A 14,020-nucleotide genomic window follows, 5' to 3' on the forward strand; every position below is an offset into this window, starting at 1 on the left:
GTACGACGAGGTGGGGACAGAAAAGCACCATGGCACAGGGCACGGTCCAGGTGACGCACACCGGCACGTCGCGGTGGCGGCGCCGCACGGGCGAGTACTCCTCCCTCGCCGCGGCCCTGGAGGCCGCCGGCGACGGGGACGTGCTCACCGTCTCCCCCGGCACCTACCGGGAGAACCTCCTCGTCGAGCGGGCGGTGACACTGCGGGGGCCCGAGGGCCAGCCGGGGGCCGTGCGCATCGCTCCCGCGGACGGCGTGCCGCTGACGGTGCGCGGCTCCGCCGTGGTGCAGGGCCTGCACCTGGAGGGGCAGGACTCCTCGGCGCCGGCGCTGCTGGTGGAGGAGGGCAGCCCGGAGATCACCGGCATCCGGGTGATGACGCGGTCCGCGGCCGGCATCGAGGTGCGCGGATCGGCGCGTCCCACGGTGCGCCGCTGTTCGGTCGACAACCCGGCGGGCGTCGGCATCGTCGTCACCGACGCCGCGGGCGGGGTGTTCGAGGAGTGCGAGGTGAGCGCCGCCGGTCAGGCCGGCGTGGCGGTGCACGGCGGGGCCCGCCCACGGCTGGAGCGCTGCCGGGTGCACCACTCCTCCGGTCCGGGGCTGAGCGCCGCCGGGGAGAACTCCTTCGTGGAGGCGGTGGGCTGCGAGATCTATGAGGTGCGCGGCAGCGGCGTGCAGATCACCGGGCACGCCACCGGCCAGCTCACCGACTGCGACGTGCACCGCACCGCGGGGGACGGCGTCACGATGGACACCGACGCGGTGCTCACCCTGGCGGACTGCCGGATCCACGACGTCCCGGAGAACGCGGTGGACCTGCGGTCCCGTTCGGTGCTGACGCTCACCCGCACCACGGTGCGGCGGTTCGGGCGCAACGGGCTGTCGGTGTGGGACCCGGGGACGCGGGTGGACGCCCACCAGTGCGAGATCTTCGACTCGACCGGCGACTACCCGGCGGTCTGGGTGAGCGACGGCGCGACCGCGGTACTGGACTCCTGCCGGGTGCACGACGTGCCGGACGCGCTGTTCGTGCTGGACCGCGGCTCGCGGGCCGACGTGGTGGACAGCGACCTCACCCAGGTCCGCAACACGGCCGTGTCGGTGAGCGACGGCGCGACGGCCCAGCTGGACGACTGCCGCATCAGGGACGCGGCCACCGGCGCCTGGTTCCGCGACCACGGCAGCGGCGGCACGCTGGCCAACTGCTCGCTGGACGGCACCCAGACGGGTGTGATCGTCACCAAGGGCGCGGACCCGACGGTGGAGCGGTGCACGGTCGACGGGCCGGCCGAGGCCGGCTTCTACGTCTCGGCGGGCGGCCGGGGCACCTTCGTCGGCTGCAAGGTGACCGGCAGCGGCGGCTACGGCTTCCACGTCCTCGACGGCTGCCGCACCACGCTGCGCAAGTGCCGCACCGAGCGGTGCGCGCGGGGCGGGTACGAGTTCGCCGACGCCACCCCCGGCAGCGCGGGCGGGCCCGAGGTGGAGGACTGCACCGGCGACGAGAGCGCGGGCGCGGGCGCCTCGTTCGCGGGCGGCTCCCCGTCCGGGGACGGCGCGGTGCTGACCGCCCCGGCCCAGGTGGGCTCCGGCGGGCTGCTGGGCGCCGTGCCCGCCCCGCGCGCCGGGACGACGGAGGCCGTCACGGAGGCTCCTGCCCAGGTCCGCGAGGCGCGCGAGGTCCTCGGGGCGCTGGACGCGCTGGTCGGGCTGGAGAGCGTCAAGCGGGAGGTGCGGGCGCTCACCGACATGATCGAGGTGGGGCGGCGCCGGCAGGAGGCGGGACTGAAGGCGGCGTCGGTCCGGCGCCATCTCGTCTTCACCGGCTCCCCCGGCACCGGCAAGACCACGGTGGCCCGGCTCTACGGGGAGATCCTGGCCTCCCTCGGCGTGCTGGAGAAGGGGCACCTCGTCGAGGTCTCCCGGGTGGACCTGGTCGGCGAGCACATCGGCTCCACCGCGATCCGCACCCAGGAGGCGTTCGAACGGGCGCGGGGCGGCGTGCTGTTCATCGACGAGGCGTACGCGCTCTCGCCGGAGGACTCGGGCCGGGACTTCGGCCGGGAGGCCATCGACACGCTGGTGAAGCTGATGGAGGACCACCGGGACGCGGTGGTGGTGATCGTGGCCGGCTACACCGAGGAGATGGAGCGCTTCCTGACCGTCAACCCCGGTGTGGCCTCGCGCTTCTCGCGGACCATCAGGTTCGGCGACTACGGCCCCGACGAGCTGCTGAGGATCGTGGAGCAGCAGGCCGAGGAGCACGAGTACCGGCTGGCGGACGGCACCGCGGAGGCGTTGCTGAAGTACTTCGCGGAGATCCCCAAGGGGCCCGCGTTCGGCAACGGCCGCACCGCGCGCCAGACCTTCGAGGCGATGGTGGAGCGGCACGCGGGGCGGGTGGCGCAACTGCCCGACGCGAGCACGGAGGAGCTCACCCTGCTCTACCCGGAGGACCTCCCCGCGCTGGACTGAGCGGTGTCCCGCCCGTCTCCCCCGCCGCGGGGGGCGGGCAGGCCGGTCGCCAGACGTGCCAGGAGCGCCGCGCGTTCCTCGGCGAAGACCGGGTCGGCCTGGTAGTCGCCGTGGCCGAGGACGGGTGCGGGCAGCGGGTGTTCGGTGGTGCGGCCCAGGGACAGCGGGTCCTTGAGGGGCTCCCGGTCGACGGGCGGGCAGGGCCTCGGGCCCTCGTCGGGCGCGGAGGGGGTGACGGCGTCGGCACCCGCCACCAGGACGGGTCCGCCGATCGGGTCGGTGCGGCGGTGGAGGTTGCGCCAGCAGTCGACCTCCTGGTGCAGGCGGCGCAGCGCCTCGGGGCCGAAGTGGGCGGGGAACCAGCGTCCGTAGAGGCGTTCCAGGGGGGATCCGTAGGTGAGCAGCGCGACCCTGGCGCGGACCGGTGCGGGCAGCTGCCAGGCGGCCGCGGCGGCCAGGACGCTGCCCTGGGAGTGCCCGGAGAGCACCAACCGTCCCCCGGTGGAGGCGGTCCAGGTCGCCATCCGCCAGGTGAGGTCGGGCACGGCCCGCTCGGCGTAGCAGGGCGGCGCGAAGGGGTGGGCGGCGCGCGGCCAGAACGTGCCGACGTCCCAGAGGATGCCGATGGTGCGGCGGGCGGAGGCGTCCCGGTAGGCGCGGCGGCCGAAGGTGACGAAGAGTATGAAGCCCAGCCCGATCAGCCAGGAGCCGATGGCCTGCGCGACCTCGGCGGTGGCCTCGACGGCCGCGGGCGTGCCCTGGGCGGCGTCGGCGGGGGCGTGGCCCGTGCCGAGCGCGCCGGCCACCGCCCCGGCGCCGAGCAGGAAGGTGACGGCGGCGACGACGCCGACGAGCAGCGGCGCCCGGTCGGTGAGCGCGGCGAGCGCGCGGATGCGGGCGACGCCGCGGACCCGGGCCGGGTCGTGCGGCTCGCCGGGGTGGTCGTGCAGCACGGCGGGGATCTCTCCGCGGACGGACCGCCAGGCCCGGTGGGCGAGGACGGCGAGCAGGATCAGCAGGACCGCCAGCAGCACGGGGATGGCGGAGGCCTGCCAGGTCAGCACCACCGGCGGGCCGGTGAGCGTGCCGCTGCGGCCGTCGAGCCAGTCGGCGACGCGTTGGGCGACGCCGCCGGACATCACTCCGCCGAGCGCGCAGGCCAGCAGGGTGACCGCGGGCCCGGCGAGGCCGCGCAGGGCCGAGCGGGTGTCGGGTCGGGAGCGGTGCAGGGTGCGGGCGACGGCGGCCAGCGCGACCACCAGGAGGCCCTGGGCGAGGGAGAGGGCGCCGAAGACGGCGTCCCCGGGCAGGGGGCCGGCCGACCGCCAGCCCGGCCGTGACCAGCAGGCGTACACCAGGGCGAGGGCCAGGAGGCCGGCGGCGCCGAGCGGGAGGACCCGCTGCAGGCGGGCGTCCAGGGTGTGGTCCACGCGGCGCTCGCTGCGGCCTCGGCGGCACACCACCCACACCACGGACAGCGCGGCCGCCGCCAGGGCGGTCTCCAGGGCCCGGCCCAGCAGCTCGAGGAGCGCGGGGCCGCCCGGGGCCCGGTCGTGGCGGGCCGCGGCTGCGGTCACGGCGGCGGCGACGGTGAGCAGGGCGGCGGCGGTGTGCGCGGCGCGCAGCCGGGCGACCAGGCGGCGCCCGTACCAGAAGCCGGGCCGGCCCAGCGGCGCGGCGTCCCCCGCGCTCTCCTCGTGCTCGGTCCCGGCCGGCGGCTGCTGGGACTCGTAGGCGGTCCAGGTGCGGTGCGAGAGGTACCAGAGCAGCACGGTCAGGGCGGCGGGCACCGTGGCGGCCAGCGCGAGGCGGCGGCCGGGGGCGCTCCACCAGCCGTCGGTGAGGAACTCGAGCCAGGAGTGGGCGGCGGCGCAGGCGGGGGTGCCGGCGCACTGCCAGGCGGCGAGGTCGAGGGCCACCTCGCAGGCGGCCGCGACCAGCAGCACGGTCAGGCTGAGCCCGGCGAGGCGCACCAGCGTGCCGTGGAGGCGGACGGAGCGTTCGTGGCCGCGGGCGGCGGGGCGCATCCAGTGGGCCAGGTTGACGACCATGAAGGGCAGCAGCAGGAGCCACAGGGCGCGGCTGCCGTTCCCCGAGGTCAGGTTGCACCAGACGTAGGCCTCCTGGACGGGGGCGACGGGCTCCCCGGCCCCCTGCCCTCCGGCCTGCCGGCCGTCCGCGACCGGGACGCCGCGGTCGGCGGCGCGCTCGGCGTCCACGTCGTCGGCGCGCCGGAACACGGCGGCGATGTCGTCGCCGGTGACGCGGACCGTGCGCGGGTCGTCGAGCATCTCCTCGGGGGTGGTGCCGCCCACTCCGTGGACGAGCAGTTCCAGCGTCGCGCCGCCGGGCGGGGTGGGCCTCCCCTCCCGCGTCGGCGCCTCCGGCGTGCCGGGCTCGGACAGCACTGCTCCACTCCCCCCGTGTCCTGCGGTTCTCCGCGGTGTCCGGCGCGCGCCCTCCCGGCCCGCGCCTCATTCGAACATGTGATGCGATGTTCCGCCCGTGGGATCTCCGTTCCCGGACCTCCTCAACCCTTCCTCACCGAATCTCCCCTCGATCGGGTGACGAGCGTGCCCGGGCCGACGCTTCGGTCACCTGACCGCATGTCGGCGTGTCGTGCGAGGATGGAATACCGTCCGGCCCGGTGCCGGAGGGAGAAACGCCTGGTCACAGCGTCGTGCGACGCGGTCCGGGGGCGCGGGTGCGACCGCGGGAGTGAAGGGACGAGGGGAACAGGTGGCGGAGCGGCAGAACCTCCTCGCGGAGCAACGGCGGGCGCTGATCCTGGACGAGGTCCGCCGCCGCGGCGGGGTGCGGGTGAACGAGCTGACCCAGCGGCTCGGCGTGTCCGACATGACGGTCCGCCGCGACCTGGACGCCCTGGCCCGCATGGGGGCGCTGGAGAAGGTGCACGGCGGCGCGGTCCCGGTGGAGGGCACCGAGCCGACCGTGCACGAGCCCCGGTTCGAGGAGAAGACGGGCCGGGAGCCCGCCGCGAAGGAACAGATCGCCCGGGCGGCGGCCGCCCTGGTGACGCCCGGTTCGGCGGTGGCGCTCTCCGGGGGCACCACCACGTACACGCTGGCCCGGATGCTGGCCGGGGTCCCGGACCTGACGGTGGTGACCAACTCGGTGCGGGTGGCCGACGTGCTGCACGCGGCACGCCGCTCCCCCGACGGGACGGAGAACGGCGGGCCGACGGTGGTCCTCACCGGCGGGATACGGACGCCCTCCGACTCGCTGGTCGGCCCGGTCGCCGACCGGGCGATAGCGTCGCTCCACTTCGACGTGCTGTTCCTGGGCGTGCACGGCATCTCGGTGGAGGCGGGGCTGTCCACGCCGAACCTCGCGGAGGCGGAGACGAACCGGCGGCTGGTGACCTCCGCGCGGCGCGTGGTGGTCGTCGCGGACCACACCAAGTGGGGCACGGTGGGGCTCAGTTCCTTCGCCTCGCTGTCCGAGGTGGACGTGCTGGTGACGGACGCCGGGCTGCCGTCGGCCACCCGCGCGGAGCTGGCCGAGCTGCCGTTGCGGCTGGTGGTGGCGGGCGAGGGCGAGGGCGGTCTGGACGGCGAACTGCCGGAGCCCTACCGCCCGCCCCGCGCGGGCTGACCCGGCGCCGGGTGGATCAGTCCGGCCAGACGCCCGTGGTCAGCACCCGTTCCAGGACCGCGGCGTAGGGGCCGATCTCCAGCCCCTGCCCGGCGACCCAGTCGTCGGAGTAGTACTTGTCGAGGTAGCGGTCGCCCGGGTCGCACAGCAGGGTCACGACGCTGCCCGAGCGGCCCGCGGCCACCATCTCCGCGACGATCTTCAGCGCGCTCCACAGCCCCGTGCCCGTGGAGCCGCCCGCCTTGCGCCCGATGACCCGTTCCAGGGCGCGCACGGCGGCCACGCTCGCCGCGTCGGGGACCTTCATCATCCGGTCCACCGCACCGGGCACGAAGCTGGGCTCCATCCGCGGCCGGCCGATGCCCTCGATCCTCGATCCGCCCTCGCAGACCGGCTCGGGTCCGCCGGTGGTCCAGCCGTCGAAGAAGACGGAGTTCTCCGGGTCGGCGACGCAGATCCGGGTGTCGTACTGCATGTAGTGGACGTAGCGGGCCAGGGTCGCCGAGGTGCCTCCGGTGCCGGCGGTGGCGACGATCCAGGCGGGGACCGGGAAGCGTTCCATACGGAGCTGGCGGAAGATCGACTCGGCGATGTTGTTGTTCCCGCGCCAGTCGGTGGCGCGCTCGGCGTAGGTGAACTGGTCCATGTAGTGGCCCCCCGTCTCCGCCGCGAGGCGCGCCGCCTCCTCGTACATGCGGCGCGGGTCGTCGACGAAGTGGCATCGGCCGCCGTGGAACTCGATGAGGCGGATCTTCTCCGCGCTGGTGGTACGCGGCATCACCGCGATGAACGGGACGCCGATGAGCTTGGCGAAGTAGGCCTCCGAGACGGCGGTGGAACCGCTGGACGCCTCGATCACGGGGCGCTCGGGCCGGATCCACCCGTTGCACAGCCCGTAGAGGAAGAGCGAACGGGCCAGCCGGTGCTTGAGGCTGCCGGTGGGGTGGGTGGACTCGTCCTTGAGGTAGAGGTCGATGTTCCAGTGCTCGGGCAGCGGGAAGCGCAGCAGGTGGGTGTCGGCGGACCGGTTGGCGTCCGCCTGCACCCGGCGGACCGCCTCCTTCAGCCAGGCACGGTAGGTGACGTCACTGCGGTCGACGTCCAGCATGGCGTCGGCGCCGGAAAGGGGGACAGGGCTGGGCATGGCGGGCTCCTCGGACGGCCCGGCAGAGCCGGGAGCCCCGATCATAGACACCTTCCACACCCTTCTCACCTGCATAAACGCATCTTTGGAGACCTCAAGCACTGCCTTGGGAGCGCGCCGGTGACAGGGGGCGCACGACGACCGCGGCGGACCGGTCCGGTGTGCCGCGCGCGCCGATCCGCAGGCCTCCGGACGCCCTGGCGCCCGCCCCTCGCGTCCCGTCAGACTTCTCGTAGGGGGTGCCGACCGGGCGCAACGGACAAGCGTGAAGGGTGGGGCGTCAGCATGCCGGAGCCGGAGTTCACCGCCACGGAGGAGTTCCTCCCGGGCGGGCCCGACGACCGGGAACCACCGGGCGGCCAGGACGAGTTCACCGCGACGGGAGTGCGCATCGAGCGGGGCATGCGGTCGCTGACCCGGGCCGGCGAGGTGCGGGTGCGGGGCGGTCTGGTGGAACTGCTCGACAGCGGCGGGCGCGTCATCGGAGCCGCGCCCGCGAGAAAGGCGCGCGTGCTGCGGATGAGGCTGGGCCGCGCCGACCGTGTCCTGGCGGAGCTGGGGGGCGCCCGCTACGTCCTGACGTTCGGTGACGAGGACGCCGGTCACGGGCCGCCCCGGAGGCGGGGCGGGCGGCGGGCGGAGGCCGGGGATTCGCCGTCCGTGGGCTTCGCCCGGGCGGTGCGTACGGCCGCCCTGCCTTCCTGAACAGGCCCGATCGCCCGCCGCCGAGGTGCCCGAGGGCTCCGGCGGATGCCGCGAGTTGCGGCGGTACGGGCGCTGGGTCACGCTGTTCTCACGTCACTCTGGGTTTACCGGCGACTACGACGACAGCCGGTGGTCGCCTTCTTCCGGACCTCTACGTCGGGGAGTTGCAGCCGTGATCAGTCACCCGAGCAGGCACTGCGCGGTGGAGCTCCAAGCCCTGCCGTCGCGGATCGGTCAGGTCCGCAGAATCGTCTCGGCACAATTGCGCTACTGGCATCTGGACTCCCTCATCGAGCGGGCCTCGCTCGGTGTCACCGAACTGCTGACCAACGTCCACCGGCACGCCGGGGTGGACAAGACGTGCACCGTGCGGCTCGAGCTGCTGCTCGACCGGCTCACCGTGTCGGTGCACGACCACGATCCCCGCCTTCCGGTGCTGGGCGACGCCGATCGCCTGGCGGACTCGCTCGCCACCTGCGGCCGCGGCCTGGCGATGATCGCCGCGCTCAGCGAGAGCTGGGGGGCGCGTCCGGACGGCGGGACCGGCAAGGTCGTCTGGTTCACCCTGCCCACCGCGGACGAGGTCCACGACGGCCGGCGGGAACCGGAGCCGACCCCGGCCCTGGCCGACGTCGGACCGTCCGGGTCCGAGCCCGTGCCGCACACCGAGCCGCATCCCGACGCGCGGCCCCGGCCCCTGCCGGAGCCCGCCCTGCTGGAGGCCGCCGTCACCTCCCCCGCTCCCGCCCGGTCGGCCGTTCCCGGCTGACCGGGCGGTGACCCACCCGGCGCCGTCCGGGGGTCAGCCCGCCAGCACTCCCAGGGGGTCGTCGAACACCGGCTGCCAGGCCAGTTCGCCGGCCCCCACCAGGCTGTTGAAGGGCAGCGTGCAGCCGTCCAGCGGGACGGCTCCGCTCTGTCCCCAGAGGCTGCGCCGGGCCACCACCTCGTGGAGGCGCTCCGGGTCGGCCTCCAGGAGCGCCCGGTGCAGGCCGCCGAGGATGATCCGGTCCGGGTTGAGGATGTTGACCAGGCCGGCGAGTCCGAGACCGAGCCGGTCGATCAGCGCCCGCACCGCCGCGCGGACCGCGGGGTCGTGGGCGTATCCGTCCCGGATCAGGTCCTCGGCCTGCCGCAGCAGCGAGCCGTCGGGGCCGGGGTCGCGTCCGAGCGCGGCGAGGAACGCCAGCGGGTCCGTCTCCGCGTCGAGGCAGCCCCTGCTGCCGCAGTGGCAGGGACGGCCGTCCGGGTCGACGGTCAGGTGCCCGACCTCCAGGGCGAGGCCGGCGCTGCCGGTGTGCAGGCGGCCGGACAGCACCAGGGCGCCGCCGACGCCGCGGTGGCCGGTGGCGACGCACAAAAGGTGGTCGGCGCCGCGGCCCGCGGCGTGCCGGTGCTCGGCCAGGGCCGTGAGGTTGACGTCGTTGCCGACGAAGGCGGGACCCTCGATCCCGGCCTCGCGCAGGCACTCGGCGAAGACGTCCAGCACCGGCGCCCCGGCCGGCCAGGGCAGCAGGAGCGGGTTGAGGGCGACGCCGTCCGGTTCGGTGACCGCGAACGGCACGGCCAGCCCGGCCCCCACGCACCGCAGGCCCGTCTCGCGCAGCAGCCCCGCGCCCGCCCGGACGGCGACCGAGAGCAGCTGCGCGGGGTCCTCCTCCACGACCACCGCGCTGTTCGCGGTGGCGACGATCCGGCCGCCGAGCCCGACCAGGGCGGTGCGGTACCCGTCGACGTGCACCTGGGCGGCGAGCACGACCGGGCCGCGCTCGGCGATCATCAGCCGGTGGGAGGGACGGCCCTGCGAGCCCGCGGCGGCGACCGGGTGGGCGTCGACCTCGATCAGTCCGAGCGCCTCCAGCTCCGCGGCGACGGCTCCCGCGGTGGCGCGTGTCACGCCGAGCTCGGAGGTGAGCACGGCGCGGGTGGGCGCGCGTCCGGTGTGCACGAGTTGCAGGGCCGGTCCGAGCGCGCCGCGCCCGCGGTCCAGCCGGGTCCGGGTCGTTGCCTCCCCCTCCGCTCGGGGGGCCGCGTTGCCGTTCATGCCGAGGAGTCTTTCATGATCCGGGTCCGTGGACGGGCCGGACGGCGGGCCCCGGTGGCTCGGCTAGCCTGGGACCCACGATGAACGACCGTTTCACCACCCCCTGGGCCGAGCTCGCCCTCTCCCGCTTCCCCCGGGATCCGCGCGACCGGCTGCGGGCCTGGGACTCCTCCGACGACTACCTCCTTCGGCACCTCGCGGCCCTCACGCCTCCCCCGGCCGGCGCGGTGGTCGTGGTCGGGGACCGCTGGGGCGCGCTGACCACGGCGCTCGCGGCGCGGGCCGCCGGGACCGGCGCCGACGGCCCGGTCGTCCAGATCACCGAGTCGTTCCTGACCCGGGAGGCCACCCGCGCCAACCTGGCCGCCAACGGCCTGGCCCCGGACGCGGCGACCCTGCTGACCACGCGGGACGCGCCGCCGGAACGGATCGACGTGCTGCTGGTCCGGGTGCCCAAGAGCCTGGCCCTGCTCGAGGACCAGTTGCACCGGCTGGCGCCGGCGCTGCACGAGGACTCGGTGGTGATCGGTACCGGCATGGTGAAGGAGATCCACACCTCCACGCTGGCCCTGTTCGAGCGGATCGTCGGCCCCACCCGGACCTCGCTGGCGGAACGGAAGGCCCGGCTGATCCTCTCGACGCCCGCCGCACCGGCCGGGCGGGGCACCAACCCGTGGCCGCTGCGGTACGACCTGCCCGGCGACGCCGCGCTGGTGGCGGGCCGCCCGGTGGTCAACCACGCGGGGGTCTTCTGCGCGGACCGTCTCGACGTCGGCACCCGCTTCTTCCTCCAGCACCTGCCGACCGGCCCCGGGCTCGGCCGGGTCGTCGACCTGGGCTGCGGCAACGGCGTGGTGGGCACGGCGGTGGCGCTGGCCGACCCGGACGCCGAGGTGCTGTTCACCGACGAGTCGTTCCAGGCGGTCGCCTCCGCGGAGGAGACCTGCCGGGCCAACGGGCTCGACGGGCGCGATGGGCGCGATGGGCGGACCGTGTTCCGTGTCGGCGACGGGCTGGACGGCGTGCCGTCGGGGAGCGCCGACCTGGTGCTCAGCAATCCGCCGTTCCACTCCCACCAGGCCACCACCGACGCGGTCGCCCGGCGCATGTTCAAGGACGCCCGGCGGGTGCTTCGGCCCGGGGGCGAGCTGTGGATCGTGGGCAACCGGCACCTGGGGTACCACGTGAAGCTGCGGCGGATCTTCGGCAACGCCGAACTGGTGGCGTCCGACCCGAAGTTCGTGGTGCTGCGGGCGGTTCGGCGCGGCTGAGGCCCCCGCCGGCCGGCCGAGTGCCGACCGTGTGCCGTACGGCTCCCGTCAGCCGCCGGTGACCGCGGCGGTGGCCTCCTCGGTGGCGTCGGCCCCCCGGATGACCTCCAGGTAGCGCACCACCGTGTCGGCCATCGCCTCCCGCGCCGGGGCGAGGTAGCGGCGGGGGTCGACCTGCTCGGGGTGCCCGGCCAGGTGGGCGCGCACCGCGCCGGTCAGGGCCACGTTGAGGGCGGTGCCGACGTTGACCTTCCCGATGCCCCCGGCGACCGCGGCCGCCAGTTCCGCGTCGGGGACGCCGGAGGAGCCGTGCAGGACCAGGGGGACGTCGACCGCCTCGGCGAGACGGGCCAGCAGGGCGTGGTCGAGCGCGGCGGTGCGGGCGGTCATGGCGTGCACGCTGCCGATCGCCACGGCCAGGGCGTCGACCGCGCACTCGGCGACGAAGGCCCGGGCGTCCTGGGGGTCGGTGCGGGCGCCGGGCGCGTGGGCGTCCAGCGCGGGCATCCCGTCCTTGCCGCCCACCTGCCCCAACTCCGCCTCGACCCACAGCCCCTGGGAGTGCGCCCAGCGCGCGGCCGCACGCGTGGCGGCGAGGTTCTCGGCGTGCGGAAGCCGGGAGGCGTCGTACATCACGGAGCTGAAGCCGGCCTCCGCCGCGGAGCGCAGCAGGTCCACGCGGGTGACGTGGTCCAGGTGCAGCCCCACCGGCACGCCCGCCCCTTCGGCCGACGCGGCGGCGGCCCGGGCCAGCGGCAGCAGGCGACCGCCGTGGAAGGCCACCGCGTTCTCGCTGACCTGCAGGATCACCGGTGCGGCGGCCCGCTCGGCGCCCTCGATCACCGCCTCGACGTGTTCCAGGGTGATGACGTTGAAGGCGGCGACGGCCCGGCGCGCGGCGGCGGCCTCCGTGACCAGGTCGCCGGAGGGAACGAGGGGCACGGCTCTCCTTCAGACGGTGGTGTCGGCCAGGATCACCGAGCGGGTGAGGTGACGGGGACTGTCCGGGTCGAGTCCCCGCGCGGCGGCCACGGCCACGGCCAGCCGCTGGGCGCGGACCAGTTCGGCGAGCGGGTCCAGTCCGCCGTCGATCCAGAGGGCGCCGGTGGCACGCACCTGGTCGGCCAGTCCCTCCGGGGCCTCGCCCAGCATCCAGGTGGCCGTGGAGCGGGTGGAGACGCTGATCGGGCCGTGCCGGTACTCCATGGCCGGGTAGGCCTCGGTCCAGGAGAGGGACGCCTCGCGCATCTTCAGCGCCGCCTCGTTGGCCAGCCCGACCGTCCAGCCCCGGCCGAGGAAGGTGAACTGCCCGCACTCCACGAGCCCTTCGGGCAGGGGGGCGGCGAGCGCGGTGCGTGCGTCGGCGACGGCGGCCCGCGGGTGCGGCCCGAGGTGGGCGCGGAGCAGGGTGAGCGCCGTGGTGGCGAACCGCGTCTGGACCACGGAGCGTTCGTCGGCATAGGCGAGGACGACGACGCGGTCGGCGGCCTCCATGACGGGGGTGTCCGGGTCCGCGGTGATCGCCGCCGTGGGGACTCCCTCGGCGCGCAGGCGGGTCAGCAGGTCGAGGACCTCGGTGGTGGTGCCGGACCGGGTGAGGGCGAGGACCCGGTCGTAGCGGCGGCCGTGCGGGAACTCGGAGGCGGCGAAGGCGTCGGTCTCCCCCTGGCCGGCCCCTTCCCGCAGCGCGGCGGCGGCCTGCGCCATGAACCACGAGGTGCCGCAGCCCACGATCGCGACCCTCTCCCCCGGTGCCGGAAGGGCCGCCCGGTGTTCCGGCGCCTCGTCCGCCGCCCGCTGCCAGCACTCGGGCTGGCTGGTCAACTCGTCTTCGACGTAGGTCACTTCCGCATCCCTCCACGGCGAGGCACGTTCGGGTGCACCATACAGCCGCTTGGCTCAGAATCGGGGCATGGAGATGACCGAGTATGTCGAAGCGCTGCGCCGCGAGGGCGAGTTGATGCTGAAGGCCGCGACGGAGGCCGGGACGGACGCCCCGGTGCCGACGTGCCCGGGCTGGCGGGTGCGCGATCTGGTGGGGCACACCGGAGCGGTGCACCGCTGGGCCGCCGCGTTCGTGGCACGGGGGATCACCTCGCCCCGGCGGCCGGACGGTCCGCCGGACCTGGACGGCACCGACCTGCTCGCCTGGTTCGCCGACGGGCACCGGGAGTTGACGGCCACGCTGGCCTCTGCCGATCCGCTGGAGGTGGACTGCTGGCACTTCCTGCCGGCCCCGTCGCCCGCGGTGTTCTGGGCACGCCGCCAGGCCCACGAGACGGCGACGCACCGGATCGACGCCGAGCTCGCGCGCGGCGGTGAACCGACCGCGACGGAACCGGTGTTCGCGGTCGACGGGATCGAGGAGCTGCTGTCCGGCTTCCACGGCCGCCGCACGAGCAAGGTGCGCTCGTCCCGGCCCCGGGTGCTGCGGGTCCGGGCCACCGACGTGGCGGACGCGGTGTGGACGGTGCGGATCTCCGAGGAACCGCCCGTGACGGTGCGGGGAGGGGGCGACGGCGAGGGTGACGGCGGTGGTGGCAGTGACGGTGTCGGCGGCGGGGCCGCGAACGCCGCGCTCGTCTGCGAGGTGTCCGGACCGGCGGCACAGGTGTACGCCGCCCTGTGGAACCGCGTTCCGTTCCCCTCGGTCAGCGGTGACGAGGAGACGGCGGCGCTGTGGCGGGAGACCTCCCCGATCGGCTGACGGAGGCCGGGCGGTGCCGGCGGTCCGCCCGGCACCGGCTCCCCTGCGCGCGACCCG

At 75.3% G+C, this 14,020-nt stretch carries 11 protein-coding genes; 6 read left to right on the top strand and 5 right to left on the bottom strand.

The features are described 5' to 3' along the window. Positions 1–29: 29 nt before the first annotated feature. On the top strand, positions 30–2,477 hold the full coding sequence (locus tag ABZ836_RS06415) for a right-handed parallel beta-helix repeat-containing protein (protein WP_361139900.1): 2,448 nt from the start codon (positions 30–32) through the stop codon (positions 2,475–2,477). Here ABZ836_RS06415 and ABZ836_RS06420 read toward each other — a convergent pair. Then, complete coding sequence (locus tag ABZ836_RS06420) at positions 2,447–4,813, bottom strand: hypothetical protein (RefSeq protein WP_361140284.1); 2,367 nt, start codon at positions 4,811–4,813, stop codon at positions 2,447–2,449. The two genes, ABZ836_RS06415 and ABZ836_RS06420, sit on opposite strands and share 31 nt — an antisense overlap. 403 nt (positions 4,814–5,216) lie before the next feature. Here ABZ836_RS06420 and ABZ836_RS06425 point away from each other — a divergent pair, with 403 nt between their 5' ends. After that, complete coding sequence (locus tag ABZ836_RS06425; protein WP_361139903.1) at positions 5,217–6,092, top strand: DeoR/GlpR family DNA-binding transcription regulator; 876 nt, start codon at positions 5,217–5,219, stop codon at positions 6,090–6,092. A 16-nt stretch (positions 6,093–6,108) separates the two neighbouring features. Here ABZ836_RS06425 and ABZ836_RS06430 read toward each other — a convergent pair whose 3' ends face one another. Next, a complete protein-coding gene (locus tag ABZ836_RS06430) occupies positions 6,109–7,236 on the bottom strand; it encodes a PLP-dependent cysteine synthase family protein (RefSeq protein ID WP_361139906.1) in 1,128 nt (375 codons plus the stop codon). Between the two features lie 285 nt (positions 7,237–7,521). Between ABZ836_RS06430 and ABZ836_RS06435 the strand changes: the two genes are divergently transcribed. Further along, on the top strand, positions 7,522–7,941 hold the full coding sequence (locus ABZ836_RS06435; protein WP_361139909.1) for a hypothetical protein: 420 nt from the start codon (positions 7,522–7,524) through the stop codon (positions 7,939–7,941). 172 nt (positions 7,942–8,113) lie between these two features. Next, on the top strand, positions 8,114–8,710 hold the full coding sequence (locus ABZ836_RS06440; protein WP_356127844.1) for an ATP-binding protein: 597 nt from the start codon (positions 8,114–8,116) through the stop codon (positions 8,708–8,710). Between the two features lie 33 nt (positions 8,711–8,743). Here ABZ836_RS06440 and ABZ836_RS06445 read toward each other — a convergent pair whose 3' ends face one another. Then, positions 8,744–9,985, bottom strand: coding sequence for an ROK family protein (locus ABZ836_RS06445; RefSeq protein ID WP_361139912.1), 1,242 nt, complete (start codon positions 9,983–9,985; stop codon positions 8,744–8,746). A gap of 80 nt (positions 9,986–10,065) precedes the next feature. On the opposite strand from ABZ836_RS06445, the gene ABZ836_RS06450 reads away from it, so the two are divergent. Then, entirely contained in the window at positions 10,066–11,256 is a 1,191-nt protein-coding gene (locus ABZ836_RS06450) for a methyltransferase (protein ID WP_361139915.1), read from the top strand. A 48-nt stretch (positions 11,257–11,304) separates the two neighbouring features. Here ABZ836_RS06450 and ABZ836_RS06455 read toward each other — a convergent pair whose 3' ends face one another. Continuing rightward, on the bottom strand, positions 11,305–12,198 hold the full coding sequence (locus ABZ836_RS06455) for a class II fructose-bisphosphate aldolase (protein ID WP_361139918.1): 894 nt from the start codon (positions 12,196–12,198) through the stop codon (positions 11,305–11,307). Between the two features lie 9 nt (positions 12,199–12,207). Further along, entirely contained in the window at positions 12,208–13,101 is an 894-nt protein-coding gene (locus ABZ836_RS06460; protein WP_361139920.1) for an SIS domain-containing protein, read from the bottom strand. Between the two features lie 67 nt (positions 13,102–13,168). Between ABZ836_RS06460 and ABZ836_RS06465 the strand changes: the two genes are divergently transcribed. Next, positions 13,169–13,963 (top strand): maleylpyruvate isomerase family mycothiol-dependent enzyme, encoded by a 795-nt coding sequence (locus ABZ836_RS06465; RefSeq protein WP_361139923.1) that lies wholly within the window; start codon positions 13,169–13,171, stop codon positions 13,961–13,963. Positions 13,964–14,020: the final 57 nt, after the last annotated feature.

The organism is Streptomyces sp. NPDC047130 (genome assembly GCF_040643475.1).
Lineage (GTDB): Bacteria > Actinomycetota > Actinomycetes > Streptomycetales > Streptomycetaceae > Streptomyces.